This window comes from Streptomyces sp. NPDC050806, assembly GCF_055586425.1.
Genome location: NZ_JBVJIF010000003.1, coordinates 522,767 through 548,944, shown reverse-complemented (window position 1 = coordinate 548,944; position 26,178 = coordinate 522,767). Strand labels below are relative to the sequence as shown.

23 protein-coding genes and 1 other RNA gene are annotated in these 26,178 nt (G+C 71.5%); 15 read left to right on the top strand and 9 right to left on the bottom strand.

Annotated elements, in window-relative coordinates:
• The first annotated feature begins 28 nt into the window (after window positions 1-28).
• The 3 genes from ACZ6WH_RS11740 to ACZ6WH_RS11730 all read left to right on the top strand — a co-directional run bounded on the left by ACZ6WH_RS11740 (window position 29) and on the right by ACZ6WH_RS11730 (window position 3,093).
• A complete protein-coding gene (locus ACZ6WH_RS11740; protein ID WP_469727724.1) occupies window positions 29-913 on the top strand; it encodes a MaoC/PaaZ C-terminal domain-containing protein in 885 nt (294 codons plus the stop codon).
• A 110-nt stretch (window positions 914-1,023) separates the two neighbouring features.
• Window positions 1,024-2,100, top strand: a complete 1,077-nt coding sequence (locus ACZ6WH_RS11735; RefSeq protein ID WP_469727723.1) for a Zn-dependent alcohol dehydrogenase — start codon at window positions 1,024-1,026, stop codon at window positions 2,098-2,100.
• Window positions 2,101-2,157: 57 nt separating this feature from the next.
• Complete coding sequence (locus tag ACZ6WH_RS11730; RefSeq protein ID WP_469727721.1) at window positions 2,158-3,093, top strand: 3-oxoacyl-ACP reductase; 936 nt, start codon at window positions 2,158-2,160, stop codon at window positions 3,091-3,093.
• A 109-nt stretch (window positions 3,094-3,202) separates the two neighbouring features.
• Here the strand turns inward: ACZ6WH_RS11730 and ACZ6WH_RS11725 are convergent, their stop codons facing one another.
• Both ACZ6WH_RS11725 and ACZ6WH_RS11720 read right to left on the bottom strand, forming a co-directional pair.
• Window positions 3,203-3,370, bottom strand: coding sequence for a hypothetical protein (locus ACZ6WH_RS11725; protein WP_469727720.1), 168 nt, complete (start codon window positions 3,368-3,370; stop codon window positions 3,203-3,205).
• Between the two features lie 150 nt (window positions 3,371-3,520).
• On the bottom strand, window positions 3,521-4,975 hold the full coding sequence (locus tag ACZ6WH_RS11720; protein ID WP_469727718.1) for a hypothetical protein: 1,455 nt from the start codon (window positions 4,973-4,975) through the stop codon (window positions 3,521-3,523).
• Window positions 4,976-5,224: 249 nt separating this feature from the next.
• Between ACZ6WH_RS11720 and ACZ6WH_RS11715 the strand changes: the two genes are divergently transcribed.
• The 3 genes from ACZ6WH_RS11715 to ACZ6WH_RS11705 are packed head-to-tail and all read left to right on the top strand — an operon-like array spanning window position 5,225 to window position 8,070.
• Window positions 5,225-6,082, top strand: a complete 858-nt coding sequence (locus ACZ6WH_RS11715) for a Nif3-like dinuclear metal center hexameric protein (RefSeq protein WP_469727717.1) — start codon at window positions 5,225-5,227, stop codon at window positions 6,080-6,082.
• Complete coding sequence (locus ACZ6WH_RS11710; RefSeq protein WP_432864314.1) at window positions 6,079-6,822, top strand: zinc ribbon domain-containing protein; 744 nt, start codon at window positions 6,079-6,081, stop codon at window positions 6,820-6,822. Before ACZ6WH_RS11715 ends, ACZ6WH_RS11710 begins: the two co-directional genes overlap by 4 nt.
• A gap of 6 nt (window positions 6,823-6,828) precedes the next feature.
• On the top strand, window positions 6,829-8,070 hold the full coding sequence (locus tag ACZ6WH_RS11705; protein ID WP_469727716.1) for a bifunctional RNase H/acid phosphatase: 1,242 nt from the start codon (window positions 6,829-6,831) through the stop codon (window positions 8,068-8,070).
• Window positions 8,071-8,243: 173 nt separating this feature from the next.
• On the opposite strand, the gene eda is transcribed toward ACZ6WH_RS11705, so the two are convergent.
• Together eda and yaaA are read right to left on the bottom strand one after the other, a co-directional pair.
• Window positions 8,244-8,894 (bottom strand): bifunctional 4-hydroxy-2-oxoglutarate aldolase/2-dehydro-3-deoxy-phosphogluconate aldolase, encoded by a 651-nt coding sequence (gene eda, locus ACZ6WH_RS11700; RefSeq protein ID WP_469727715.1) that lies wholly within the window; start codon window positions 8,892-8,894, stop codon window positions 8,244-8,246.
• 85 nt (window positions 8,895-8,979) lie between these two features.
• On the bottom strand, window positions 8,980-9,780 hold the full coding sequence (yaaA, locus tag ACZ6WH_RS11695; protein WP_469727714.1) for a peroxide stress protein YaaA: 801 nt from the start codon (window positions 9,778-9,780) through the stop codon (window positions 8,980-8,982).
• Window positions 9,781-9,909: 129 nt separating this feature from the next.
• On the opposite strand from yaaA, the gene ACZ6WH_RS11690 reads away from it, so the two are divergent.
• A complete protein-coding gene (locus ACZ6WH_RS11690; RefSeq protein ID WP_469727713.1) occupies window positions 9,910-11,409 on the top strand; it encodes an RNB domain-containing ribonuclease in 1,500 nt (499 codons plus the stop codon).
• A gap of 10 nt (window positions 11,410-11,419) precedes the next feature.
• Here ACZ6WH_RS11690 and ACZ6WH_RS11685 read toward each other — a convergent pair whose 3' ends face one another.
• A complete protein-coding gene (locus tag ACZ6WH_RS11685; protein WP_469727711.1) occupies window positions 11,420-12,076 on the bottom strand; it encodes a hypothetical protein in 657 nt (218 codons plus the stop codon).
• Entirely contained in the window at window positions 12,073-12,894 is an 822-nt protein-coding gene (locus ACZ6WH_RS11680) for a MerR family transcriptional regulator (RefSeq protein ID WP_469727710.1), read from the bottom strand. Before ACZ6WH_RS11680 ends, ACZ6WH_RS11685 begins: the two co-directional genes overlap by 4 nt.
• A 145-nt stretch (window positions 12,895-13,039) precedes the next feature.
• Between ACZ6WH_RS11680 and rnpB the strand changes: the two genes are divergently transcribed.
• Window positions 13,040-13,441, top strand: an RNA gene (rnpB, locus tag ACZ6WH_RS11675) — RNase P RNA component class A.
• Window positions 13,442-13,862: 421 nt separating this feature from the next.
• Here rnpB and ACZ6WH_RS11670 read toward each other — a convergent pair.
• Complete coding sequence (locus ACZ6WH_RS11670; protein WP_469727708.1) at window positions 13,863-14,150, bottom strand: WXG100 family type VII secretion target; 288 nt, start codon at window positions 14,148-14,150, stop codon at window positions 13,863-13,865.
• A 244-nt stretch (window positions 14,151-14,394) separates the two neighbouring features.
• On the opposite strand from ACZ6WH_RS11670, the gene ACZ6WH_RS11665 reads away from it, so the two are divergent.
• The 7 genes from ACZ6WH_RS11665 to ACZ6WH_RS11635 all read left to right on the top strand — a co-directional run bounded on the left by ACZ6WH_RS11665 (window position 14,395) and on the right by ACZ6WH_RS11635 (window position 24,349).
• The gene (locus ACZ6WH_RS11665; protein WP_469727707.1) at window positions 14,395-19,101 is read left to right on the top strand and encodes an FtsK/SpoIIIE domain-containing protein; all 4,707 of its coding nucleotides are present in this window, start codon (window positions 14,395-14,397) and stop codon (window positions 19,099-19,101) included.
• Between the two features lie 86 nt (window positions 19,102-19,187).
• Window positions 19,188-19,448: a hypothetical protein gene (locus ACZ6WH_RS11660; RefSeq protein WP_469727706.1), complete on the top strand. Its 261-nt coding sequence runs from the start codon at window positions 19,188-19,190 to the stop codon at window positions 19,446-19,448.
• A gap of 12 nt (window positions 19,449-19,460) precedes the next feature.
• Window positions 19,461-20,753, top strand: coding sequence for a putative T7SS-secreted protein (locus tag ACZ6WH_RS11655; protein ID WP_469727704.1), 1,293 nt, complete (start codon window positions 19,461-19,463; stop codon window positions 20,751-20,753).
• 23 nt (window positions 20,754-20,776) lie between these two features.
• Window positions 20,777-21,415 (top strand): hypothetical protein, encoded by a 639-nt coding sequence (locus tag ACZ6WH_RS11650; protein ID WP_469727703.1) that lies wholly within the window; start codon window positions 20,777-20,779, stop codon window positions 21,413-21,415.
• Window positions 21,412-22,038, top strand: coding sequence for a hypothetical protein (locus ACZ6WH_RS11645; RefSeq protein WP_469727702.1), 627 nt, complete (start codon window positions 21,412-21,414; stop codon window positions 22,036-22,038). Before ACZ6WH_RS11650 ends, ACZ6WH_RS11645 begins: the two co-directional genes overlap by 4 nt.
• Window positions 22,039-22,146: 108 nt before the next feature.
• The gene (locus ACZ6WH_RS11640) at window positions 22,147-22,848 is read left to right on the top strand and encodes a hypothetical protein (RefSeq protein ID WP_469727701.1); all 702 of its coding nucleotides are present in this window, start codon (window positions 22,147-22,149) and stop codon (window positions 22,846-22,848) included.
• A 1,132-nt stretch (window positions 22,849-23,980) separates the two neighbouring features.
• Complete coding sequence (locus ACZ6WH_RS11635; protein WP_469727700.1) at window positions 23,981-24,349, top strand: hypothetical protein; 369 nt, start codon at window positions 23,981-23,983, stop codon at window positions 24,347-24,349.
• Window positions 24,350-24,549: 200 nt separating this feature from the next.
• Here ACZ6WH_RS11635 and ACZ6WH_RS11630 read toward each other — a convergent pair whose 3' ends face one another.
• Window positions 24,550-24,906, bottom strand: a complete 357-nt coding sequence (locus tag ACZ6WH_RS11630; protein WP_469727699.1) for a hypothetical protein — start codon at window positions 24,904-24,906, stop codon at window positions 24,550-24,552.
• A gap of 259 nt (window positions 24,907-25,165) precedes the next feature.
• Window positions 25,166-25,969 (bottom strand): SDR family oxidoreductase, encoded by an 804-nt coding sequence (locus ACZ6WH_RS11625; protein ID WP_469727698.1) that lies wholly within the window; start codon window positions 25,967-25,969, stop codon window positions 25,166-25,168.
• Between the last annotated feature and the right edge of the window lie 209 nt (window positions 25,970-26,178).

Below are 26,178 nucleotides of genomic sequence, written 5' to 3'. Positions count from 1 at the left end.
CCGCACCACGGCGAAGGAGCCCCGCACCATGCCCATCGACGCCGACAAGGCCGTTGCCGCCGAGCCGCGTACCTCCGAGATCGCCTGGGACCACAAGGACGTCCAGCTCTACCACCTCGGCATCGGCGCGGGCGCCGCCACGGAGGAGCGGCCCGCCGCCGCCACCGACCCCGACGAGCTGCGCTACACCCTGGAGAGCCGGCTGCACGTCCTGCCCAGCTTCGCCACCGTCGCGGGCGCCGGCATGGCCGTCGTCGGCGGGCTCTCGTCCCCCGGCATCGACGTGGACCTCGCGGCCGTCCTGCACGGCGCCCAGAAGATCACCCTGCACCGGCCGATCCCCCTCAAGGGCGCGGCCCGCCAGACCGCGACCGTCCCGGCCGTCTACGACAAGGGCAAGGCCGCGGTGATCGTGCTGCGTTCGGAGACCGCCGACGAGGACGGCCCGCTCTGGACCAGCGACACCCAGATCTTCGTCCGGGGCGAGGGCGGCTGGGGCGGCGAACGCGGCCCGTCCAGCCGCCTGGAGCTGCCCGAGCGCGCGCCGGACCGCACGGTGACCCGGCTGATCCGGCCCGACCAGGCCCTGCTGTACCGGCTCTCCGGCGACTGGAACCCGCTCCACGCCGACCCGGAGTTCGCCGCGCTCGCCGGCTTCGACAAGCCGATCCTGCACGGCCTCTGCTCGTACGGCGTGACGCTGAAGGCGGTGGTCGACACGGTGCTGGACGGGGACGTCGGCCGGGTCCGCAGCTACGCCACCCGGTTCGCCGGCGTGGTCTTCCCCGGCGAGCCGCTGCGCATCCGCATGTGGCGCGACACCCCCGGGCCCGGGAGCGTCCAGGTCTCGGTCACCGCGCCGGACCGCGACGACGCGCCGGTACTGGGCGACACCGTGGTCGAGCACGCCTGACCCGGGCCGCCGGCTGCCGCCGCCGGCTGTCCGGCCGTCCGTGACCCCGCACCCACGAGCCACCCGCACCACCGCACCTTCCGTACCGACCGTACGCAGAGGAGCCGCAGATGCGCGCAGCCGTACAGCACGAGACAGGGCAGGACAAGCTCGAAGTCCTCGACGACGTGGAGGCCGTCGGATTCGGGCCGGGGAAGGTGCGGATCCGGATCAGGGCCACCGGGCTGTGCCACTCCGACCTCTCCGCGATGAACGGCGTGCTGCCGCAGCCCGCCCCCTTCGTCCCCGGGCACGAGGGCGCGGGCGAGATCGTGGACGTCGGGGACGGCGTCACCGGGCTCTCGCAGGGCGACCGGGTGCTGATGTGCTGGCTGCCCGCCTGCGGCGGCTGTCCGTCCTGCCGGCGCGGCCAGACCCATCTGTGCCTGGCCGGCTTCATGAACGCCGGCACCCCCAACTTCAAGCGCCCCGGCGGGGACGTCTTCGGCTTCGCCGGCACCGGTACGTTCGCCGAGGAGGTCGTGGTCGCGGCGAACTGCGCGGTGCCGGTCCCCGACGACGTGCCGTACGACATCGCCGCGCTCATCGGGTGCGGCGTGACCACCGGGCTCGGCGCGGCCCTGAACACCGCCGAGGTCGAGGCCGGTTCGTCGGTCGCCGTCATCGGGTGCGGCGGCGTCGGCATCTCCACCATCCAGGGCGCGCGGGCGAGCGGCGCCGCGCAGATCGTCGCGGTGGACCCGGTGGAGGCGCGCCGCGAGGCCGCGCTGCGCTTCGGGGCGACCGAGGCGGTGGCCCCCGATGAGCTGGCCGACGCCAAGCAGCGGATCACCGGCGGCGAGGGCTTCGACTACGTCTTCGAGGTCGTCGGCAAGTCCGCCACCGCCCGCACCGCGTACGAGACGACCCGGCGCGGCGGCACGCTCTGCATCGTCGGCGCGGGCGCGATGGACGACTTCTTCCAGGTCAACATGTTCGAGCTGTTCTTCGACGAGAAGCGCGTCCTGCCCTCGCTGTACGGGGGCGGCGACGTGGTCCGGTCCTACGAGCGCGCCATCGCCCTCTGGCGGGCCGGCCGCATAGACCTGGAGAACCTCATCACCCACCGGGTGCCGCTCGCCGGTATCAACGACGCGCTGGAGCAGATGCGTACCGGTACCGCGCTGCGCACCTGCATCGAACTGTGAGGCGCCCGCCCGGCCGGGGACAGGGCCGGCGGGCGGCACGGACAACGGGAGGCACGGATGGTGCTGCACGGCAGGACGGCCGTCGTCACCGGCGCGGGCCGCGGCCTGGGCCGGGCCGAGGCGCTCGAACTCGCCCGGCTGGGCGCGCATGTGATCGTCAACGACTACGGGCAGCCGGGGCGGGACGGCTCGGGCGAGGCCTCGGCGGCGCCCGCCGAGGAAGTGGCCGCCGAGATCCGGGCCGCGGGCGGGCAGGCCACCGCGCACCTCGGGGACGTCGCCGACTTCGAGACGGCGCGCGCCCTCGTGGAACTGGCCGTGGACACCTACGGATCGTTGGACATCCTGGTCAACAACGCGGGCATCCTGCGGGACCGGATGGTCTTCTCGATGACCGAGGACGAGTGGGACTCGGTCATCCGTGTGCACCTGAAGGGGCACTTCAATACGACGCGCTTCGCCGCCGCCCATTGGCGCGCGCGGTCCAAGGCGGCCGGCGCCCCGGTGTACGGCCGGATCGTCAACACCTCGTCCGAGGCGTTCCTCGCCGGTTCCGCCGGGCAGCCCAACTACGCGGCGGCCAAGGGCGGCATCGTGGGCCTGACCACCTCGACGGCGGCGGCGCTGGCCAAGTACGGGGTGACCGCCAACGCCATCTGCCCGCGGGCCCGCACCCGGATGACCGAGGACGTCTTCGCGGGCTTCGGGGAGTCGGGCGAGGGCGGCCTGGACGCGCTGGCACCCGAGCATGTGTCCCCGCTCGTCGGCTATCTCGCCGGGCCCTCGGCGGGCGGCGTCAACGGCCAGGTCTTCGTCGTGCACGGCGGCATGGTCGCGCTCGTCGAGCGGCCACGGGTGGCGGCGCAGTTCGACACCGCCAAGGACGTCTTCACGTACGAGGAGCTGGACGCGGCGCTGTCGCCGTACTTCGCCGGCCGGGCGCCGGGGGAGAACTTCGCGGCGGCGGAGGTGCTGGGCCTCAAGAAGGGCTGAGCCGCCCGCCCTTCGGGGCTGCGGTCCGTGCCGCACGACGGCCGTGGCCGCCACGGGAGACCTCTCTCGTGGCGGCCACGGCCGTCTCGGTACTGCCCGGGCTTTCCGCTCAGGCGTTCCAGGAGTTCGAAGGCCGGCGGTGCCGCCCGGCGCTGGACGCCGCCGCGTCCTCGCTCGCCGCCGGGCCGCGGTGCTTGCCGGAGCCTGCGGCCGGGGCGGCCTGGGCGGAACCCTGCTGCGGGCGCGCCTCGGTCGTTTCGGTTCGGGCTTCGGACATGGAAAGTGTCACTCCGTCAGATCGCTTACAGGTGTACGCGTCGGGACCTCCCCCAGCTCCGCCGGGGATGCCCCCGGGCATCACCGTCGGTGGCCGGGTCAACCGGCTGCGTAGCCCCTTGCAAATTCTAACGGGGCGCTCATTCTCGCTCTACCGGGCCTCCCGGGCCGCCAGTGGCGCTTGTTGCAGCGGCACTGGCCTGCAGGGTTGAGGATGCGCCGCGCTTTCGTACGGTTCCCGCTCCGCCGGGCTCGAATGTGTGGATGTTGTGCAGCCGTTCGGATGCGCCAAGGGGGAGGTGCGGATTCCGGCGGTGGGCGGCAGCGCGGCCGAGGTGTTCCAGGAGAACCGTCTCAGTCGTTGCGAGTGCGATTCGGGGGCCCGCGCCCCGGCCGGTACCGCGAGGGCGGCCGACGACGTCACCGGCGCGTCCGCGGGGCCCGCCGACGGGGCGCCGGCTGTCGCGTCCCACGGCACCCCGGCCCGCGCCACACCGCACGGGACGCCCGGCGTCGCGTACGGCAGGCGGAGCTCGCCCGCCGGCGTCCAGTGGCCCGTGCCGGGCAGCCAGCCCACCGGCGCGGCCGGCTGCCGCAGCCGCCTCTCCGCAGGCCGCCACGCGGCGAGCCAGGTGCCGGCCGCCGAGTCCACCCGGAAGGCGACCGCGCAGCTCTCCGGGGCCAGCAGTTGACCCGGCTGCACGGCGAAGGGGGTCAGCGCGGCGTCCGCGGCGTGCAGCGCCTCGGGGAACCGCACCGGGAGCGTGCTGCCCAGCACGCCCCAGCCCATCCGGTCGTACCCCGGCGCGTCCGACCGCAGCAGCACCAGGCCGCTGTCGGGGTCGGCCAGCAGCAGCCGGTCGTTGCTGCGCTCGGTGATCTCCAGCAGCGGGCTGACCCCGCCGCCCCGGCCGAGGTCGACCGCGACGGTCTTGGTCAGCCCGTCCAGTTCGCGGTCCAGGGCGAGCAGCCGGCCCTCGCGGTCCAGCCAGGCGCCGCCGGTGCAGCGCCCGGGGACCAGGGCGATCCGCTGCGGCCCGTCGCCGCCGTGCAGCAGCCAGACCGCGGTTGCCCGGCGTGCTCCGTCGCCGCCCACGGGGGCGAGGGCGTGTGCCAGCGTGCCGCAGGGGGCGGGCGGCAGCAGCGTCAGCTCCTCGGTCTCCACGCCGCCCAGCGGGAGCTCACCGGTGCCCGGGCCGGTGGGGTAGAGGAGGGCGACCGTGCTGTGGCCTTCCGCGCGGCGCACGATCAGCACCCGGCCGTCCTTGAGCGGCAGCAGCGCGCTGTCCGGGCGCTCGGGCCGGCGGCCGGGGAGCGGTACGGCGTACGGTTCGCAGCCGTCCAGCGTCCAGCGCTCGGGGAACCAGCCGCCGCCCGGGGCGGGAACGAGCCGTGCGGCGTACGAACCGTCGGCGGCGAGGGTCAGCGGGGCGGGGCGGTGGGGCGGTCCGGTGAGGCTCCTGAGGCCGGGGTGTCCCGGCGCACCGGGAGCGGCACTCTCCGTGACAGTGAAGTCCTCGGTGTGGCCGCCGGTTCCGGCGGCGTTCCCGCTGGTCCGGACGCTTTTCCCGTCGGTCCTGACCTGCTCGGTGGCACAGGCTGTCATCGAATGGTCACCTCCAGTCACGAAAGAAGCTAGTTTTCGCACTTCCTGCCGATCAACGAGTGATGGACCACTTCACGCGTATGAGTGGCGGGTGTCCGATTCGCCTGCGAACAGTGCGACGTATGTGCCGACGGGTGCCGCCGGGCCGGGACCGCGCGCGCCCCTCCGCGGTCCGGCCGCGGGTGCGGCCGGTGTCCCGCGGCCACCGCGGCTGGGCGTTCGGCGGCGGGTGGGAGGTAACCTTCCCCCGTGCCCGCACTGTCTGAAGTCCTCTCCGCCCTCGACGCCCTGTGGCCCGCCGAGCGGGCAGAGGCGTGGGACGCCGTCGGCACCGTCTGCGGCGACCCCGAAGCCCCCGTCCAGCGCGTGCTCTTCGCCGTCGACCCGGTGCAGGAGATCGCCGACGAGGCCGTGAAGCTCGGCGCCGACCTGCTCGTCACCCACCACCCGCTGTACCTGCGGGGGACCACGACGGTCGCGGCGTCCACCTTCAAGGGCAAGGTCGTGCACACACTGATCAAGAACGACATCGCCCTGCACGTCGCGCACACCAATGCCGACACCGCCGACCCCGGCGTCTCCGACGCCCTCGCCGGCGCCCTCGACCTGCGCGTGCTGCGCCCCCTCGTGCCGGACGCGAGCGACCACGCGGGCCGCCGCGGCCTCGGCCGGATCTGCGAACTCGGTCATCCGATGCCGCTGGGCGACTTCGCCCGGTACGCCGCCGAGCGGCTGCCGGCCACCGCGCAGGGCATCCGCGTCGCGGGCGACCCGGACCGCACCGTCCGTACGGTCGCGGTCTCCGGCGGCTCCGGCGACAGCCTCTTCGACGACGTGCGCGCGGCGGGCGTGGACGCCTTCCTCACCGCCGACCTGCGCCACCACCCGGCCTCCGAGGCCACCCAGAAGAGCCCGCTCGGGCTGCTGGACGCCGCGCACTGGGCCACCGAGTGGCCGTGGTGCGAGCAGGCGGCCGCGCAGCTCGACGAGATCTCCGACCGGCACGGCTGGGACCTGCGCACGCACGTCTCCCGTACGGTCACCGACCCCTGGACCGCCCACGCGGCCTCCCGCACCTCAGACGAATCCCTTGGAGCCCCCAACTGAACGCCGCGCCCGCAGACCAGATCCGCCTCCTGGACGTCCAGTCCCTGGACCTCCGTCTCACCCAGCTCGCGCACAAGCGCAACAACCTCCCCGAGCTGGCCGAACTCCAGACCCTGGAGGGCGACCTCACGCAGCAGCGCGACCTGCTCGTCGCCGCGCAGACCGAGGAGAGCGACACCGCCCGCGAGCAGACCAAGGCCGAGCAGGACGTGGACCAGGTGCGCCAGCGCGCCGCCCGCGACCAGCAGCGGCTCGACTCGGGCGCGATCACCTCGCCGAAGGACCTGGAGAACCTCCAGCGCGAGATCGCCTCGCTGGCCAAGCGCCAGGGCGACCTGGAAGAGGTCGTCCTGGAGGTCATGGAGCGCCGCGAGTCCGCGCAGGAGCGCGTCGCCGAGCTGTCCGAGCGGGTCGAGGCCATCCAGGCCAAGGTCACCGACGCCGTCGCGCGCCGGGACGCCGCGTACGCCGAGATCGACGGCGAGGCCGCCACGGTCACCAAGGAGCGGGAGCTGACCGTCGCCGACGTCCCGGCCGACCTGCTCAAGCTCTACGACCGGCTGCGCGAGAAGCAGGGTGGCGTCGGTGCCGCCCGTCTCTACCAGCGCCGCTGCGAGGGCTGCCGCCTGGAGCTGGACATCACCGAGCTGAACGACGTGCGGGCCGCCGCTGCCGACAAGGTCGTGCGCTGCGAGAACTGCAGCCGCATCCTGGTCCGTACGCCCGACTCGGGCCTGTAAGCCGCGATGCGGCGTACGTTCATCGTCGAGGCGGACGGCGGGTCGCGGGGCAATCCCGGGCCCGCCGGGTACGGCGCCGTCGTCATCGACCCCGAGACCGGCGAGACGCTGGCCGAGGCCGCCGAGTTCCTCGGTACGGCCACGAACAACGTCGCCGAGTACAAGGGGCTGGTGGCCGGTCTGCGCGCCGCCCACGCCCTCGACCCGGAGGCGGAGATCCGGGTCCGGATGGACTCCAAGCTGGTCGTCGAGCAGATGTCCGGCCGCTGGCAGATCAAGCACCCGGACATGCAGCCGCTCGCGGCCACCGCCAAGGCGGTCTTCCCGCCGGACCGGGTCACGTACGAGTGGATCCCGCGCAAGGAGAACAAGCACGCCGACCGCCTCGCCAACGAGGCGATGGACGCGGGCGCCGCGGGCCGCCAGTGGGAGCCGGGCATGTCGAAGGCGGCGCTCGCCTCCGGACCGCGGCGGCCGGCGGGCGCGACGGCCGCGGACACCGCGGTCGCGGAGGCCGACGAGGCCGCGGGTGCCGCCCCCGCCTCGGGGGCGACCGCCGAGCCGCGGGACGCCGGCACCGCCACGGCCACCCCGCCGTCCGGCTGGGCCGTGCCCGCCGACCTGGGCGCGCCGACCACCTTCGTACTGCTGCGGCACGGCGAGACCCCGCTGACCCCGGAGAAGCGGTTCTCCGGCAGCGGCGGCTCGGACCCCGAACTCTCCGCCGCCGGCCGCCTGCAGGCCCGCGAGGCGGCCGCCGCGCTCGCCGTACGCGGCACGGTCCAGGCGATCGTCAGCTCCCCGCTGCGCCGCTGCCGGGAGACCGCCGAGGCGATCGCGGCCCGGCTGGGTCTGGACGTGCGGATCGAGGACGGGCTGCGCGAGACGGACTTCGGCGCGTGGGAGGGCCTGACCTTCTCCGAGGTGCGCGAGCGCCACCCGGCCGACCTGAACGCCTGGCTGGCCTCCGACAAGGCGGAACCGACCGGCGGCGGCGAGTCGTTCGCGGCCGTGGCCCGCCGGGTCGGGCTCACCCGGGACAAGCTCCGGGCCCGGTACGCCGGGAAGACGGTCCTGCTGGTCACCCACGTGACGCCGGTCAAGACCCTGGTACGGCTGGCGCTGGGCGCCCCGCCGGAGTCGCTGTTCCGGATGGAGCTCTCCGCGGCGTCGCTGTCGGCGATCGCGTACTACGCGGACGGGAACGCGTCGCTGCGGCTGCTGAACGACACGTCTCACCTGCGGTAGGCGGCGCAGCCGCCAGGGGCGCGGGGAACTGCGCGACCAGCCACGACGCGGCCGCAGTCGGCCACTGCAATGCCCACCGTGGCGGGGCATGTCTCGCCACGCGGCCGCGCCGCCGCGGTGGTTGCGCGCGCAGTTCCCCGCGCCCCTGAGAGTGCGCCCCTCCGGGCGCCCCTTCAGGCGCCGAGCGCCGCCGCCTCGGTCGCCAGCCGTGCGACCCGGTCCCAGTCCTTGGTGCGTACGGCGTCCGCCGGGAGCATCCACGTGCCGCCCACGCAGGCGACGTTCGGCAGGGCGAGGTACTCCGGCGCGTTGGCGGCCTTGATTCCGCCGGTGGGGCAGAACCGGGCCTGGGGGAGCGGCGAGGCCAGCGACTTCAGGTACGGCGTGCCGCCCGCGGCCTCCGCCGGGAAGAACTTCATCTCCGTGATGCCCTCCTCCAGCAGCGTCACGACCTCGGACGTCGTGGAGACGCCGGGCAGGAACGGCACGCCGGAGTCCTGCATCGCGCCGAGCAGCCGCGGCGACCAGCCCGGGCTCACCAGGAAGCGGGCGCCGGCCGCGACCGTTTCGGTGACCTGCGCGGGCGTGATCACCGTGCCCGCGCCGACCACCGCGTCCGGGACCTCGGCCGCGATCGCCCGGATGGAGTCCAGCGCCGCCGGGGTACGCAGCGTCACCTCGATCGCGGGCAGGCCGCCCGCGACGAGCGCGCGGGCGAGCGGTACGGCGTCGGTGGCGTCCTCCAGGACGACGACGGGGACGACGGGGGCGAGCCCGAGGACGGAACGCTCGGGAACGGCGGAAGCAGAGGCAGCACTAGTCACGGGTTCATAGTGCGCCTCGGCCGCACTCTTCGCAACGCGCGTTGCGCATGCTGCAACGTGCGGAGCTGCTTCCGTTGGGCTCCGGTCAGAGCTCGGTGACGATGACGTCCAGCGACCACGGCCTGCCGGCCTTCGCCGGGGCCTGTGCCTCGACCGCGTAGTCCAGCCCGCGCAGCGCCTCCACCAGCTCCTCGGGGGTGGCCGGCTCCAGCCCGGCGGAGAGCAGGTCGCGGACCATCCGGCCCTTGGTCGCCTTGTTGAAGTGGCTGACCACGGAGCGCTTCTCCACCCCGTTCACGATCTTCGACTGGAGCACCCGCACCGTCGCCGTCCGCTCGGCGACCTCGCCCTTCGGCTTCCAGGCCGACGCGTACGCCGACGAGCGCAGGTCCAGCACCAGGCCGTCCCCGGCCGCCGCGGGCATGACCTCGGCCATCGGCCCGCGCCAGTACGCCCCGAGCGCGCCCGCTCCGGGCAGCTTGATGCCCATGGAGCACCGGTAGGACGGGATGCGGTCGGCGATGCCCACCGCGCCCCACAGTCCGGAGAAGACCAGCAGCGACCGCTCCGCCAGCCGCCGCGCCTTCTCGTCGAGCGTCGCCAGGCCGAGCGCGTCGTACAGCACGCCGGTGTAGATCTCGCCCGCCGGGCGGGCGCCGGCGGTGCGCAGCCCGGCGTTCTTCGCCACCTCGCCCTTCAGGCCCTCGCTCAGGCCCAGCACCTCCTGCGCCTTGCCCGCGTCCGCCGCGCACAGCTCGACCAGCTCGGTCAGCACGGCCTCCCGGGCGGGCGCGAGGCCCGGCAGCGACAGCGCGGCCACGTCCAGCGGGGCCGCGCCGTCCTGTCCTTCGGCCTTGCCCTCGGACGGCGGCAGCAGCGTGAGCACGGTCGGTCTCCTTACGGCGGTACGGGCACGAGAGCGGGCCGCGCCTCACGGGCGGCCCCCGTGAACCCTATGCCGTCGCCATGCCGGCGCTTGACGGTGCCCGGAGGGGATTTGTCCTAGTCTCGTGCCATGCCCCGTCGCCCGATGCGTGTGACCGACGAATCGCTGGAGGACACCGCCCCGCTCTGCGACGCGCTGCGGGAACTGCGGACGCGCCTGGAGATCCCGGCGGACTTCCCGCCCGAGGCCGTGGCGGAGGCCGACCGCGCCGCACGGAGCCCCCGGATGCCGGCCGAGGACGCCACCGGCCTCCCGCTCTTCACCATCGACCCGCCCGGCGCCACCGACCTCGACCAGGCGATGTACCTCGCCCGGCGGGAACCGGGCGGCTTCCGCGTGCACTACGCCATCGCCGACGTCGCCGCGTTCGTCGCCCCCGGGAGCGCACTGGACGCCGAGGCGCACCGCCGCGTGACGACCCTGTACTTCCCCGACGGGCGCGTGCCCCTGCACCCGCCCGTCCTCGGCGAGGGCGCCGCGAGCCTGCTGCCCGACCAAGATCGGCCCGCGGTCCTCTGGCGGCTCGACCTGGACGAGTACGGTGCGCTGGTCGGCACCGACGTACGCCGGGCCGTGGTCCGCTCCCGCGCCCGGCTCGACTACGAGGGCGTGCAGCGCGCCATCGAGTCCGGCACGGCCGCCGAACCGCTCTCCCTCCTCCGCGACATCGGTCAGCTCCGCGAGGAGCGCGAACGGGACCGCGGCGGCGTCTCGCTCAACGTGCCCGAGCAGGAGATCGTGGCCCGGGACGGCGGCTACCGCCTCGACTACCGGGCCCCGCTGCCCGCCGACGGCTGGAACGCCCAGCTCTCGCTGCTCACCGGCATGGCGGCGGCCAGCCTCATGCTCGAAGCGGGCACCGGCATCCTCCGCACCCTGCCGTCCCCGAACCTCGCCACCCCGTTCGCGCCGGAGGAGTCCCCGCCCCCGGACGGCGCGGTCGGCCGGCTGCGCCGCACCGCCCGGGCCCTGGGCATCGACTGGCCGCACCACACCTCGTACGCGGAGCTGATCAGGGGCCTCGACCCGCACCTCCCCACGCACGCCGCGTTCCTCCAGGAGTGCACCTCCCTGCTGCGCGGCGCGGGCTACACGGCCTTCGACGGCACGCCGCCCGCACCCGGCGACGTCCTGCACTCCGCCATCGCCGCGCCGTACGCCCACGCCACCGCGCCGCTGCGCCGTCTCGTCGACCGGTACGTCGCCGAGCTGTGTGTGTCGGCGGCCGCGGGGGAGGACCCGCCGGAGTGGGTGCGGGCGGCGCTGCCCGCACTGCCGGAGGAGATGGCGGCGGGCGGGCGGCGCGCCCACCGCGTCGAGCGGGAGTGCGTGGACCTGGTCGAGGCGGCCGTCCTGCGGGACCGGGTCGGCGACCTCTTCGACGGTTACGTCGTCGACGTCCACCCGGACCGGCCCCGCCGGGGCACCGTCCACCTCTGTGCCCCGGCGGTCGTCGGCCGGGTGGACGCCGCCCCCGATGCCCCGCCGCTGCCCCTCGGCCGCCCCCTGCGCGTCCGCCTCACCGCGGCCGATCCGGGCCGCGAGCCGGTCCGCTTCGTACCGGCCTGAGGCCGCGCCTTCAGGGGCCGGCCGGCTCCGGCTCGGCGGTACGCGACTCCCGTACGGCGTCGGCCGCTTCCCGTGCCGCCTCGGCCGCCTCGCGCAGGGCCGTCACCGCCGCCCGTGAGTCGTCCGCGTGGAACCGGACCGTACGGACCTCCTCGGGCGGCGCGAGGAACCGTCGTACGACCGTGACCGGCTCGGACAGCTCCACCGTCACCGTCGTCTGCCCGGCGATGGCGGCCTCCAGGACGCCGGCGGGCGGCTTCCCGTTGGGGAAGCGGAGGTCGCGCCGGACGGTGGCGATCAGCGCCACGGGAATCGCGGCGTCGAGCCGCGCGCCGTTCCGTACGCGCAGCACCTCGGGGCCCAGCAGATGCGGCCGGGTGACCGCGGCGGTGTGCATCCCGAGCGCCATCAGGACCGTGTAGACGTCCAGGACGAGCAGGATCCAGTGGAGGGTGGGGCAGTCGGCGAGCAGGAAGGACACCCCGACCGTCTCGACCAGGCACACGAAGGCGAAGCCCAGCACCAGTGGGGCCTGCGGCCGCGAGTATCCGAAGGCGCGCACCCCCGGCCCGGCTCCGTCCTGCCGCCGTGCTGCCCAGAGCACGAGGCTCGCCAGCCAGCGGCCCTCGTGCGCGAGCAGCAGGCGCAGCACGTGCCCCCGGTTCATCGCGCACGCTCCGTGAAGAGCCGGATGGCCTGCCGGACGGCAGCGGCCTGGGCCGGGGCGAAGTGCGCGTAGAAGACCTCCATCAGGGCCTGGGCCCCGGCCGCGTCCCCCGGCCGGGCCTCCTCGGCGGCCAGCGCCTCCTGCGCCCCGGCGGCCAGCTCGGCGGCCACGTGGTCCGGCAGGGAGTCGCAGATCGCCTGTGCGGCCCGTGCCACTCGGGGGTCGTCCACGTCTGCCTCCGCCAGCTCGTCCAGCAGCGCGTACACCTCGTACGCGCGGTCCATCGCTTCGGGGTCGTCCAGTGCCGTGCCGAGCAGCGTCGACACCTCCGCCGTCGCCGTGCCCATCGACTCGAACATGGCCATCAGCTCCCGTTCCTGCGCGGCCATCGCGGGCTCCGGGCCCGGCCGGGCGGCCGAGGCGCGGGCCATCCGCCCGAAGACGTCCGCCAGTTCCTCCGACACCGGCCCCTCGGCGGGCAGGCCGCCGTGTTCCTCGGCCCGGCGCAGCAGCGTGCGCAGCCGCTCCCGCCGCTCGCGGATGTCCGCCTCCTGCCGGGCCAGGTCCGCGTCCAGCTCGGTCAGTACCTCGTGCAGCTCGCGTCCGGCGTCCTCGGCCAGTACGTCGCGCACCTCGTCCAGGCCCAGCCCCAGCTCCGTGAGGCGCCGTACCCGGGACAGCAGGACGGCGTCGCGCAGCCCGTACTCCCGGTAGCCGTTGGCCCGGCGCTCGGGCTCGGGCAGCAGCCCCAGGTGGTGGTAGTGGCGCACGGTGCGGGTGCTGACGCCGGCCAGCGCCGCCAGCTCGCCGATCCTCATGCCGGACGCCCGGTGAGTGTGCTTCTTCCCGTCTCCATGGCGACAAGTAGAAACGTTGACGCTGCGGCAAGGTCAAGGAACCGGTGGGGGCCGTGGCCGGGGACGGAGCGCCGTGCCGGACGGGTAGCATGGTCGGCACGGCGGACGAGCCGGCCGGGCGGTCGCGTGGGGGTCTTCGGACCTCCCCGAGGAACGTCCGGGCTCCACAGGGCAGGGTGGTGGGTAACGCCCACCCGGGGTGACCCGCGGGACAGTGCCACAGAAAGCAGACCGCCGGTGCCGCAAGGCGCCGGTAAGGGTGAAACGGTGGTGTAAGAGACCACCAGCCTCCGAGGTGACTCGGAGGGCTAGGTAAACCCCACCTGGAGCAAGGTCAAGAGGGGCCGTCCTCGGACGGCCCTGCGCGGATGATCGAGGGCTGCCCGCCCGAGTCCGCGGGTGGACCGCACGAGGCTGCCGGCAACGGCAGCCCTAGATGGATGGCCGCCTCCCCGCGGCCCGCAAGGGCCCCGGGAGACAGAACCCGGCGTACAGGCCGACTCGTCCGCCGCCCTCTCGCCGCGTGGCTCAAGCCCGGCGAAGAATTCTTTCTGCGACGTAATTCGGCATGTCTGTGACCGAGCTCACGAGCGCCGGAAAACGGCAATGCCGACGCCCCGTCACCAGGGTGCTGACGACTTCGGTCACAAGGGGCAGAAGTGTCATCAATCAGGACAGGGGCCGATATCCGGGGTCTTCTCTTCCCCTATGGTGATGCGTTTTCGATTCCGCTTACTGCCGCCGGTCCACCGGAGCTTGGCGCATGTGAATACTCTGTGTATGTGCCGTAAGAGATGTGACGATAGTGGAGAGCTTTTCGGTGCCGCCGAAAACAAGAAAGGGGTGAGGGTGACGCCGGCCCGTACGGGCCGACACCCCCCTCACCCCCAGCGCTGTGCGCAGCAGGCTCGAACGCGGCAGTCGCCGACTTACTTGCCCAGCTCCATGTCGAGGTTCTCGAAGGAGTCCGCAGCCTTCTCCAGGTACTGCGCCAGGCCGTCGAGACCCTCGTTGGTCTTCGACATACCCGTCTTGAACTCCTCGAAGTCGTGACCGAACTTCTTCGAGGCCTGCCGGGTGACGAAGCCCTTCTCCAGCAGTCCGTCGATGTAGCTCTTGAGGTCGTGGAGCTTCTCCTCGATGCGCTCCTTCTCGCGGTTCATCTTCTTCGCCGCGGCCCGCATGTCCTCATATGTGACATCAAGGTCTTTAGCCATGACGTTCCCCTTCCCTCCGTTGACCGCGAGGTCCCCCTCCCGGCATGCGCTCGGCGCGCACCGCTTCGGTACGCGCCGTTGGGCACCCTAGTCGCTGACCTTCGTAGGCGCACATAAGCGCAGTCGCAACGGCCAATGAATCCCGGTAAATCGGGACGTTATTGAGACATGCTGCAGGTACGCGGCCGAGTTGCCGGGACGATATTCTCTTCCCCGTAGAGAGGCATTTCGAGGAGGAGCGTAAGTGCGTTTGAAGCTGACCGTTGTCGACCCCTATGCGCAGGCCAGCACAGACCTCGTCCTCGACGCCGACCCGGAGACCCGAATCGACGCCGTCGCCTGGGAGTTGGCGCGTCGCGTACGGGGCGGGGCCGGCGCAGGGCAGCCCGTCCCCGTGCTCTACGTCGACCACTACCCACTGGACCCGGCGCACACCGTCACCACCTCCCCGCTGCGCGACGGCGCGGTGGTGAGCCTGGACGACCCCTCCGGCTCCTTGCCCGGCGAGCAGTCCGGTGTCATCGAGATCCGGGTGGCCGGCGGGCCCGACTCCGGCGCCGTGCACCGGCTCGGCATCGGCCGGTACGACATCGGCTCTCACCCGAACTGCCAACTGGTCGTCAACGACCCGGAACTGCCGCAGCGCGCGATGACGCTCTACGTGGTCTCCGCCGACGACCTCCGCCTGGTCGTGCACGGCGGCGGCCAGCCGGAAGGGCAGCCCGGCGCGGCGACGGCGGCGCCCGAGAACGCGGAGCCCAAGCTGGAGGTGCGCGTCGACGGCAAGCCGTTCGACGGGCAGCAGCTGCCCGTCGGCTCCCAGCTCGCCCTCGGCAACACCCTGCTGGACGTGGCTCATTACCTGCCGCCGGACGCGGCCCTGAAGTGGTCCGACGACGGCTCCGCGCTCGACTACAACCGCCCGCCGCGGCTGCGCCCACCGGAGCGCACCACCAAGTTCCGGCTGCCCTCGCCCCCGAAGGAGTACGAGGCCCGGCCGCTGCCCTGGCTGATGGCGGCGTCCCCGCTCGTCATGGCCATCACCATGGCGATGGTGATGGGGCGCGCGACGTACCTGGTGATGGCGGTCTTCAGCCCGCTGATCATGATCGGCAACTACTTCTGGGACAAGAAGCACGGCCGCAAGTCCCACGCCAAGCAGGTCGAGGAGTACGAGGAGCACAAGGCCCGGATCGAGCGCGACGCGCAGGAGGCGCTGGTCCTGGAGCGCGGCGACCGCCACCTCGACCACCCGGACCCCGGCACGATCTGGGCCGGCGCCACCGGCCCCCGCACCCGGCTGTGGGAGCGCCGCCGCAGTGACGCCGACCACCTGCTGCTGCGGGTGGGCACCGGCCGGCTGCCCTCCGCCGTCGTCCTCGACGACCCCGAGCAGGACGACCACCGCCGCCAGGTCACCTGGGACATCGCCGACACCCCCGTCGCCCTGCACCTGGGCAAGCTCGGCGTGATCGGCTTCGCGGGCCCCGACGAGACCGCGCGCAGCCTGGCGCGGTGGACGGTGGCGCAGGCGGCTGTCCTGCACAGCCCGCTGGACGTGCAGTTCTACGTGCTCACCGACGCGCACGCGCAGGCCGGCTGGGACTGGGTCCGCTGGCTGCCGCACGCCCGTCCGACGGCGCAGGACGCCAACGTCCTCATCGGCAACGACGCCGAGACCGTCGGCGCCCGGATCGGTGAACTCACCCAGATCCTCGACGCCCGGCAGAAGGCCGCCCAGGAGAACCGCGGCCAGGCGGGCTTCTCCGACCCCGACATCGTCGTGGTCTGGGACGGCTCGCGCCGGCTGCGTTCGATGCCCGGCGTCGTACGGCTGCTCCAGGAGGGCCCGGCCGTATCGATGTACGCGATCTGCCTGGACGCCGAGGAGCGCTTCCTGCCCGGCGAGTGCAAGGGCGTCGTGATCGCGGAGCCGCGCAACGCCCGGCACGCCCGGCACGAGCGGCAGGTCGGCGGCGGCGCGAGCGACGCTTACGAAGCGCTGCGGCGGGCCGCCGAGGACGAGCAGCGGAAGAAGGCGGCCGAGGCCGGCAGGTCGCGCCGCAAGGGGAAGGGCAAGCGGAAGAAGAAGTCGGCCGCTGCCACCTCGCCGGCGCTGACCAACACCGCCGCCGTGATGCTCTCCCTGGACAACCAGAGCGGCGCCCCCATGGCCGCGGTGCCGACGGCCGGGGAGCAGATCGACCCCTCCGTGCTGCGGCTGCGCGTGCAACAGGAGGGCGCGGCCAAGATCCTCGGCGTACGGCCCGACTTCGTGTCGCCGGCCTGGTGCGCCCGGGTGGCCCGGTCCCTCGCCCCGCTGCGCGACATCAGCGGCGAGACCACGGACAGCGCGCTGCCGGACGCCAGCCGGCTCCTCGACGTCATCGGGATGGAGCCGCCGACGGCCAACGCGGTGGCCGCCCGCTGGCAGACCGGCGGACAGTCCACGCTGGCGATGGTCGGTGAGTCGTACGACGGACCGTTCGGCATCGACATCCGCAAGGACGGGCCGCACGGCCTCATCGCCGGTACGACGGGCTCCGGCAAGTCCGAGCTGCTCCAGACGATCGTCGCCGCGCTGGCGGTGGCGAACACGCCGGAGAACATGACCTTCGTGCTCGTCGACTACAAGGGCGGCAGCGCGTTCAAGGACTGTGTCCACCTGCCGCACACCGTCGGCATGGTCACCGACCTCGACGCCCACCTCGTCGAGCGCGCCCTGGAGTCCCTCGGCGCCGAACTGCACCGCCGTGAACACATCCTGGCCCAGGTCGGCGCGAAGGACATCGAGGACTACCAGGACCTGGTGCGCCGCAACCCGGGCATGGCACCGCTGCCCCGACTGCTGCTCGTCATCGACGAGTTCGCGTCCATGGTCCGCGACCTGCCGGACTTCGTCACCGGTCTGGTCAACATCGCCCAGCGCGGCCGTTCCCTCGGCATCCACCTGATGCTGGCCACCCAGCGGCCGTCCGGCGTGGTCTCGCCGGAGATCCGGGCCAACACCAACCTCCGTATCGCCCTGCGGGTCACCGACGGCGGCGAGTCCTCGGACGTCATCGACTCGCCCGAGGCCGGCAACATCTCCAAGAACACCCCGGGCCGCGCCTACGTGCGCACCGGCGCGGCCTCGCTCATCCCCTTCCAGTCCGGCCGCGTCGGCGGCCGTCGTCCCGGCACCGTGGACCCGATGGCCATCGCCCCGTGGACCGGGGAGCTGGACTGGGCCGGCCTGGGCCGCGCCGCGCTGGCGAAGCCCGCGGCCGCCAAGAGCGAGGAAGAGGAGATCACCGACCTGAAGGTGCTGGTCGACGCCGTCCGGGAGGCCAACGCGCACCTGCGCATCCCGCAGCAGCACAGCCCGTGGCTGCCGGCCCTGACGGAGAAGCTGCTGCCGGAGGACCTGCCGCCGGTGCGCGGCCAGGGCGCACTGCCCCCGGCGCCGTACGGCATCGAGGACCTGCCGTCGAGCCAGGCCCGCCGCGCCGCCGCGGTCGACTTCGCGACCTTCGGCCACCTGCTCATCGCGGGCGCGCCGCGCAGCGGCCGCTCCCAGGTGCTGCGGACGATCGCGGGCTCGCTGGCCCGCACCCTCTCCTGCGCCGACGTCCACCTGTACGGCATCGACTGCGGCAACGGCGCGCTCAACGCGCTGACCAAGCTGCCGCACTGCGGCGCCGTGGTGGGCCGCAACCAGAGCGAGCGGGCCGTCCGCCTGGTCCGCCGGCTGTCGGCGGAGGCGGGCAAGCGGCAGGAGCTGCTCGCGGAGTACGGCTTCGCGGACATCGGCGAGCAGCGCGCCGGGACGGCGGAGGACCAGCGGCTGCCGCACATCGTGGTGCTGCTCGACCGCTGGGAGGGCTGGGCCACCTCGCTGGGCGAGCTGGAACACGGCGAGCTGACCGACGAGTTGCTGACCCTGATGCGTGAGGGCGCGAGCGTCGGCATCCACCTGGTGATCACGGGCGACAGGACGCTGCTGACCGGCCGGATCTCCTCGCTGACGGAGGACAAGTACGGCCTGCGCCTCGCGGACCGTACCGATTTCTCGATGCTGGGCATCAACAGCCGCAAGGTGCCGGACGAGATTCCGCCGGGCCGCGCCTTCCGCAACGAGACGGGTACCGAGGTCCAGTTCGCGCTGCTGAGCGAGGACGCCACCGGCCAGGGCCAGAACGCGGCCCTCGCGGCGATCGGGGAGGGGGCGACCCGCCGGGACGCGGCGGTGCCGCGCGGCCTGCGCCCGTTCCGGGTGGACTCGCTGCCCAGCCGCATGACCTTCGACCAGGCGTGGCAGCACATCGACCCGGTGGCGTTCGCCTCGCCGCTGTGGGGCCTGGTGGGCGTCGGCGGCGACGACCTGACGGCCTTCGGCCCGGACCTGGCGACGGGTTCGTTCGTGATCGCGGGCCCGGCGAAGTCGGGCCGCTCCACGGTGCTGATGAACCTGGCACGTACGTACGTGGGCCGCGGCATCCGCCTGGTCGTCGCCGCCCCGCGAACCTCCCCGCTGCGCGAACTGAAGGGCCTTGAGGGCGTCCTCGCGGTCTTCACGGGCAGCGACATCGAGGAGGACGAGCTGCAGCAGGCCGTGGCGACGGCATCCGTGGATCACCCGATCGTCATCCTCATCGACGACGGCGAACTCCTGGAGGACTGCGACGCCGAGGACGAGTTCAAGCGACTGATCTCCAGGGGCTCCGAACGCGGCATCGGCATCGTCATCGCCGGCGACGAGGACGACGTCTGCTCGGGCTTCAGCGGCTGGCAGGTCGACCTGAAGAAGTCCAAGCGCGGCCTGCTGCTCTCCCCCCAGGACACCTCCAGCGGCGAACTCATCGGCGTCCGCCTGAGCCGCAGCTCGGTAGGCGGCCCGGTAACCCCGGGCAAGGGCCTCCTGCACCTGGGAAGCGGGGAGGCGTTCTCGGTGGCTGTGCCGGTGGGTTAAGAACTCTCGATCCAGCACGACGCCTGCCGCCCCGCGGGGCGGCAGGCGGTCTCATACAAGATCAAACAACGGGGAGGGTGAGCGAATTGAGCGACGTAATTGTCGACTACGACGAGCTCAACACAATGAAGAGCCACTTCGGCAGGCTCAGTAAAGAGTTCAACAACTGCGGGGCGAATCAGGGGGCGATGTCGGACGCCTACGGCCATACCCGCATCATCAGCGCCATGGAGGAGTTCGCGGACAACTGGGACGACCACCGCAAAGAACTCATGGAGCAGATGAAGGGCACGGAGGACCACGTGAAGAAGGTCATCCGGGGCTTCGAGAAGATCGACAGCGAGTAGGGGCGAAGACACATGGGCAACCGACCTGTCGATTGGTCTCCTATCTCCGACGGCGATCCGACGCCGGGCGACCCGCACGACATCCGTGAGGAGGCGCGCCGCCTCGAAAACATCGCCACCACCATCAAGGACCAGGCGCGACTGCTCCGCCAAGCCGGGAACAACCAGAACCTCAAGGGTAAGTACGCGGACAAGCTCAAGGAGGGCTCCGGCGACCTCGCCGACAAGCTCAGCAAGGTCGAGGGCCGGTACACCAAGGTGAGCGGCCTGCTGCGCGAGTGGGCCAAGGAGCTGGAGTACGCGCAGGAGGAGACGCGCAAGGCGCTCAGCCAGGCCAAGGTCGACGAGAAGGACGAGGACAAGGTCGACGATGCCAAGGGCCGCATGTCCGATGCGGTGAGCCACTACCTCCGGCTCGGCAACAAAATCGCCGGCGACATCGAGGACGCACTCGACGACGACATCGAGGACAGCCTCTGGGACGATGCCGTCGGCTGGGTGGCGGAGCACGCCGAGGGCTTCAAGCTGTTCCTCGACATCCTCGGCTGGATCGGGACGGCACTCGCCATCGTGGGGATGTTCATCCCCGGAGTGAACCTCCTGATCTGGGCCGGCTTCGCCATCGGCCTTGCGGTGGTCGCCGGCAGATCAATGTTGGTGGCCGCTGGCAAGGCCTCCTGGATGGAGGTGGCGTTCGACTGCATTGGTCTGGTGACGTTCGCCGCTGGTGGGCTCGCCGCGAAGGGGCTGAAGATAGCGAGTTCGAGCGCGCGTGCCGCGGCCACCACGAGTCGCGTCGCGCGTCTGAAGGAAGGTCTTGCGGCCACCAAGTTCATGCGCAACCAGCTCTCCCGAGGGCTCGCCAACGCCGGTGACGATGCCACGAAGGCAGCCTTCAGGTCGGAAATGAACACCCTGCGGAAGCTGATTTCCGAAGATGCCGGAAAGGTCGCGAAGGGCGAGGCCGACATCGGGAAGCTGGGCAAGGCCCTCAACCAGGGGGACAAGGGGCCCATCAGCGACCTCATGAACCTCCGAGCGAACGCCGCCGCGCACGGGGATTCCGTGTCATCAGCGAGTGTCATCGGTGGACATTTGGCATACGGTGGATCGACCGCCATGGCATGGGGTGGATTCGGCGCGGACGTCTTCGACAAGGCTGCTGGCGACAATGACACTCTCAACGCGGGCACTAAGCTGGCCAACGAATGGTTCGATACGGACTTTGACCCCAAGCCCAGTTGGGGCGCCTACAACGGTCTCAAGTCCGAAACCTGGAAGGTGCCTGCTGCGTCGGCCTGGTAATCGTCTCCCGCAAAAAACGAGAAATGAGTACCGTGGAAACCCCTAAGATGGCGGTCGGCGGCTACACGCTCCTGATGCCCCCGGGGTGGGACCGCATCCCACTGAGGTCGAAGTCCGAGACGCAGGACGCGATCAAGGGGATCGTGGATCACTCCGTCAAATTCGTGGATCCGGCGACCCCCAAGGACAAGGTGACGCAAGCCCGACTTGAGCTGCACGGTCGGCTCAACCGGGCCGTCGCCGACGCCAGGCGTCGGAACGGCGTCGACATCTACCTCCCCGTGGAGCCGATGCACGGAATGGTGGTGCCCGCCTCCTTCCTGGTCTCCAAGGCCTCCCCAGGTCTTGGCGCGCAGACCTCGCCGAGCGAGACGATGCGCCACCTGACCAAGGACTTCGGGCCGTCGGAGGACATAACGCTGGACGAAGTGCCTGGCGTTCGTTGCCAGCGAGCTGTCCCCGCCAACCCGAAGAAGGAAGACTCGGTTCCCAGCCGGCAAGTCAACTACGTGGTGCCGGTGCCGGACCCCGGGGAGGTGAGTGAATGGCTCATCGTCTCGTTCACCACACTCACGCCCGAAGGCATTCCGCAGGAGTTTCTCGAGATCCTTACCGAACTCTTCGACGCCGTCATGACCACCTTCCGCTGGAGCGCAGAATGACCCTCCGATACTCACTCGACTTCACCGAAGATCCGGCCCCGGAGGCGTGGATTGCCGTCCCCGTCCTCGAGGGGAGAGGCGCTGACCGGCAGCGGCGGAAGTGGGCGAAGAAGACCGCCGAGTTGCGCTGGGCTCTTGAAGACGAGGGCCCTCGTGACAAGTCGCAGGTGAAGGAGCTGGCGCGCTGGCTCGAAGGTTTCTCCGAGCGGCTTCCGCAGAGCACCCCTCTGCAGCATCTGTTCGCGTACGCTCCGGATCTCAGCCAGGAGCTCTTGCCGTTCTTCTTCTACGCGGTCGAGTCGGAAGGACCGGTGGAGCCGGTCCTGGACACGCTGGTGCAACGCGATGCGCCCGGAGCCGTGCAGGATCCACAGATCGTGGATTTCACCACCGACAATCTCGGCAAGGGATTGCGCTCCATCCGCCACTACGTGCACGAGGAGGGGGGAGCTCTCTGCATCTCGGTCAACTACGGATGGCGCGTCGAATCCTGTGGAATCGATCTGTCCATGCGTACCGTCAGCGACAACATCGGCTGGGTGTCCGCGAATATCGACGCTTTCGATGAATTCGCCCGACTCCTGAAAGTCGTCGGGCACTCGAACGGCGTCACAGTCGATTGATAAGGATCGGGTGAGCCCGTAAGGAGTGGGGCGATTCCGGTTTCGGCTCGCGTGTTGACAGCTTCGGAGTTTCGAAGGTTGTGTACGCGGCTTGCATCTGAACCATGAGTGGGCGCACAGGGAGAAGGCGAGAAAATGGCGCGCGGGGAAAGCGAGTTCACCGCAGGGGCGGGGCTTGCTTCCGAGAAGCAAGCCCGGGTAGGTCGATCAGTTTTTCTGCGATGGCTGTCGTTCTACCTCGTATGTTTGGTCGCGATCATCGGGATCATGTGGTCGGCGCCTGCGGTCCCGCTGGCTCCGTGGATCAGCGGGGCCGCAGCTCCCGTACTGGGATGGTTCCTCATCCCGTTTGCCTCGTTTATGGTACCGGTCTTCGCGATCCGGCGTGTTCCCTACAGTCAGCGGAAGTTGGCGTGGCAGGTATTGCTGCCACTTGTCATCGGCTCGGTGCTGGGTTTTGTGGCACAGGGAGCAGGCGAGGATTCGGCGTTGAAGGAGCGCGGCCGTTGGGTCAACGCCAAGGTTGTGGCGGTAAAGAATGACAACTCCAACAAGACCCGTAAGTGCACCCTGCAGAAGCTGAATGGGCAGGGGATAAGGCCGGAACTCACGGAGGGTGCCGGCTGTGAGGACGGGGATGAGCGAGGCCAAGTTGTGCGGGTTCGGTATGACCCCGAGGGAGTAGTCAGCCCGGAAGATGAGTCCTGGGAGCCGGGGTCTTCGGTCGGCGCGATCGCCGTCCTGGCGACGCTGTTTGTGGGCTTTGGTATGTGGGGCTGTATGCGGATGTCCCGGCAGGATCGCGCGTAACCGTCGCAGGATATTTCCGCGCAACTTGCGTCAATGTATTACCGCAGAGTGAAGCGCTTGGCGTTCAAGGGTGCTGGCCGACGCGGTCCGGACGTACGGTCCCCGATGTCATACGGCGTCGGGGACCTGCCGTTGAGCCAGGCCCGCAGCCGCGCTGACGTCCACCTGTACGGCAACGGCAAGATAAGGGGCCGCTTTCGCCACCGGAAACTCGCCCATAACGCCAGAGAAGCAGTGTGGAACAGTCCACGACTCGTCCCCTGCCCCAGCAATCCAACGCTTCGCCATCTCGCGTCACCGAGGACACTGCCTGGCGGCGCCCGGCAACTCGTCGTAGCTGGTTGGTCGGCTTCGCGCGACATTTTCTGAGCGTCCCTCTGGGGCTTGCGGCGAGCGTCGTCGTGTTCTTCGTGCTCCTGCCTACCCCGGTGTGGTTGATCTGGTTGCTGATGATGGTGCATCTCATCGCCGGAATATGCGAAGTATTTTTCCCGCAAGTCCCCCGAGTTCGCCGGTTGTTCCGGACGCGCCGTGTCCTGTGCGTCTATTCGTGACAGGTTCACGAGAAGAGTCTTCCGCGCTCGGTCGGGCAGCGCTATTCCGCTCATGGGGGCAGGCCCTGGTTCGAGATCCCAGATCCGGACAAGCCGACGTCCTCGGTCGTGGTCTACGTGGACGAAAACCGGCGCACCCGGTGGTGGAAGGAGCGGATTTCTCCCCAGGCTGATCCTGCAGACAAGGCGGAGATTCGTACGCTGTGGTTCCTCGGGGGCCCGCGGTTCCTGGGCATTCTCGCGGTGCCGGGTAAGCGCGGTCCCCACCGCATGCTTGAGCTCCCGGAAAGACGCTTCGGGCATCTTGCCGATGCCGCTCCCGGAGCGCTGACGCGGGCCGTCGAGGCTGGTGTTCGGCTGCCCGAACTCGCCATCCCGGCCATGGCATCGGGTCGTGTCCCGGTAGTGCCGGCCCCCGCGCCGCTGGCGGGCCCGGCCTGCTCATTTCCGGCCACGCGTCGTTCGGTGCGGCTACGGCTGCTCCGAGGGGTGGTCTTCTGGCAATCTCGCAGGCCCCCTTCCTCTTGCTCCTCCCGGGCGGGCATCAGGGATTTCACGCCGGAAAGGAGCCCGGATTCGTGCCGGCCATCACGATGATCCCGACCTTTCTGCGGGTGCGGATCAGCGTCACCCTGTGGCGGAAGTTGCGCAGCAGAGCCACGCCAAGGCGGACGATGGATGTGGAGATACGGCACCGTGGGCGGGGCCTCGTGCTGGTCACCGGCAACGAGGCACTGCGTACGCGGCTCGCTCTTCGCCGGCCACCGGCCGGGCGGGCGCAGGTCTGGTACGTGGGCGATATCTACGGGGACGGCATGGTGTCGCTGCGTGCCGACGGTGCCGTCATGCCCGTGCGCTGCATTGAGCACGGACGTCCCGCTACGAAGGCGAAGGCCGCGGCGAGTGGCGAGCGGCCGCGTACTCGTCGGTGGGGGCCCGTGGGCTGAGCGCAGGGGCCCCACGCCCGTCGCCCCGCGCCCTGCTGCCAGGTGTTGGACGGGCCGGCACGGTCTCCCGCCGTTCGCCTGTGGCGGGCGGGCGTCCGAGCGACGGGGAATCCGCACACCCCCGCCCGATCTCCCTCACAAACCCGTCTCCACAACTGCACGAAAAAACGTGGGGTGGCGGGGGTGCTGGGGGTGGTGTGTCAGAGGAGGAACGGGGTGGTGAGGCCGAGGGCGATCATGCCTGTGCACAGGAGCCAGAAGCTGATGCGGGTGCGGCCGCGGCGGCTGAGTTCGGCGGAGACGACGCACAGGGTGATCAGGGTGAGATAGGCCGCGATGGTACGGGCCGAGGTGTGCGTGTCCACGTGTTCGACGAGGGCGCCGATGCCGCCGGCCAGGAAGAGCAGGGAGACCACGAGCTGGGTGATGCGGGCCTCGCGCGGGGTCGACGGCCGGTGGCGACGGCGGCGCAGTACCGCGCGCCGCTCCCGGGGCGTCGTGGCGGACTCCAGGAGGAGCGCGGTCCCTTGGTCATCCAGGTCGTTGTGGGGAGGCATGCGCGGGATCGTACCGAGCGGTCGGCCGATGTGGGGCCCGGCGCGGAAAGGGCGGTGGAGGTTGTCGGAGCGGGTTGTGGGGGACGTGTGACGGGGGTGTGGTCACCCGAGTTCACGCCTCCGGCGCCGACCCGTCTCCTGCCCCTGTGCGCCCGTTCCGCGCCGTTCCCCGCCCGTCCCGACAGCCCCCAGCGGCCTCCCCGTCCTCGGTGGTGCCCGGCCCCCTCACCCCCTCCCGATTCGGTGGCGCCCGGCCCCCTCACCCCCTCCCGATGTACGGCATGGCCGTCGCCATGACCGTGGCGAACTGGATGTTGGCCTCCAGGGGGAGTGCGGCCATGTGCAGGACCGTGCGGGCCACGTCCGCCGCGTCCATGACCGGTTCGACGGCGAGTTCGCCGTTGGCCTGGCGGATGCCGGTCTGCATGCGGCCCGTCATCTCGGTCGCCGCGTTGCCGATGTCGAGCTGGCCGCAGGCGATGTTGTACGGCCGGCCGTCCAGGGAGAGGGACTTGGTGAGGCCCGTCATGGCGTGCTTGGTCGCGGTGTACGCGATGGAGTTCGGGCGCGGCACGTGTGCGGAGATGGAGCCGTTGTTGATGATGCGGCCGCCCTGCGGTGATTGGTTCTTCATGGCGCGGAAAGCCGCTTGGGCGCACAGGAACGCGCCGTTGAGGTTGACGTCGACGACCGACCGCCAGTCCTCGTAGGAGAGGTCCTCCAGCGCTACGGGCGGGCCGAACGTGCCGGCGTTGTTGAAGAGCAGGTCGACCCGGCCGAAGCGGTCGCGTACGGCGGAGAAGAGCGCGGCGACCTCGTCGGGGTCGGAGACGTCGGTGGCGACGGCGAGGGTCTCCGCGCCGTCGCCGGCCAGGGCGGCCGTCTCGTCCAGGGCCTGCGCGCGCCGTCCCGCCAGCGCCACCGACCAGCCGGCGGCCGCCAGCGTCAGTGCCACCGCGCGCCCGATGCCGGAGCCCGCGCCGGTCACCACTGCCGTCCTCGTCGTACCGGCCGCCGTACCGGTCGTCGTACCGGCTGTCGCATTGGTCGTCGTATCGCTCATGGCGGCAGCGTAGGACGCGGGCTCCGCCGCACCCGCGGCGACCTGCCACTTCGGGGAGCGGGCGGCCCGTACGGTCGCCGCTCGTCCCGCCACCTCGCCGCCGCACCCCCCCACACACCCCACCCCCCCCACACCCGCCGCCCGTCCGCTACATCCGGGCGTACGGGAATTGTCCGTTGCGGGTGCAGTCCTCATCCCGCCGTCATCGT

What these genes read in the sequence shown, in the direction of transcription:
- ACZ6WH_RS11740 (WP_469727724.1), top strand. Translation starts at nt 29, where the DNA reads ATGCCCATCGACGCCGACAAGGCCGTTGCCGCCGAGCCGCGTACCTCC.
- ACZ6WH_RS11735 (WP_469727723.1), top strand. Translation starts at nt 1,024, where the DNA reads ATGCGCGCAGCCGTACAGCACGAGACAGGGCAGGACAAGCTCGAAGTC.
- ACZ6WH_RS11730 (WP_469727721.1), top strand. Translation starts at nt 2,158, where the DNA reads ATGGTGCTGCACGGCAGGACGGCCGTCGTCACCGGCGCGGGCCGCGGC.
- ACZ6WH_RS11725 (WP_469727720.1), bottom strand. Translation starts at nt 3,370, where the DNA reads ATGTCCGAAGCCCGAACCGAAACGACCGAGGCGCGCCCGCAGCAGGGT.
- ACZ6WH_RS11720 (WP_469727718.1), bottom strand. Translation starts at nt 4,975, where the DNA reads ATGACAGCCTGTGCCACCGAGCAGGTCAGGACCGACGGGAAAAGCGTC.
- ACZ6WH_RS11705 (WP_469727716.1), top strand. Translation starts at nt 6,829, where the DNA reads ATGCGGCGTACGTTCATCGTCGAGGCGGACGGCGGGTCGCGGGGCAAT.
- ACZ6WH_RS11690 (WP_469727713.1), top strand. Translation starts at nt 9,910, where the DNA reads ATGCCCCGTCGCCCGATGCGTGTGACCGACGAATCGCTGGAGGACACC.
- ACZ6WH_RS11685 (WP_469727711.1), bottom strand. Translation starts at nt 12,076, where the DNA reads ATGAACCGGGGGCACGTGCTGCGCCTGCTGCTCGCGCACGAGGGCCGC.
- ACZ6WH_RS11680 (WP_469727710.1), bottom strand. Translation starts at nt 12,894, where the DNA reads ATGAGGATCGGCGAGCTGGCGGCGCTGGCCGGCGTCAGCACCCGCACC.
- ACZ6WH_RS11670 (WP_469727708.1), bottom strand. Translation starts at nt 14,150, where the DNA reads ATGGCTAAAGACCTTGATGTCACATATGAGGACATGCGGGCCGCGGCG.
- ACZ6WH_RS11655 (WP_469727704.1), top strand. Translation starts at nt 19,461, where the DNA reads ATGGGCAACCGACCTGTCGATTGGTCTCCTATCTCCGACGGCGATCCG.
- ACZ6WH_RS11650 (WP_469727703.1), top strand. Translation starts at nt 20,777, where the DNA reads ATGAGTACCGTGGAAACCCCTAAGATGGCGGTCGGCGGCTACACGCTC.
- ACZ6WH_RS11645 (WP_469727702.1), top strand. Translation starts at nt 21,412, where the DNA reads ATGACCCTCCGATACTCACTCGACTTCACCGAAGATCCGGCCCCGGAG.
- ACZ6WH_RS11630 (WP_469727699.1), bottom strand. Translation starts at nt 24,906, where the DNA reads ATGCCTCCCCACAACGACCTGGATGACCAAGGGACCGCGCTCCTCCTG.
- ACZ6WH_RS11625 (WP_469727698.1), bottom strand. Translation starts at nt 25,969, where the DNA reads ATGAGCGATACGACGACCAATGCGACAGCCGGTACGACGACCGGTACG.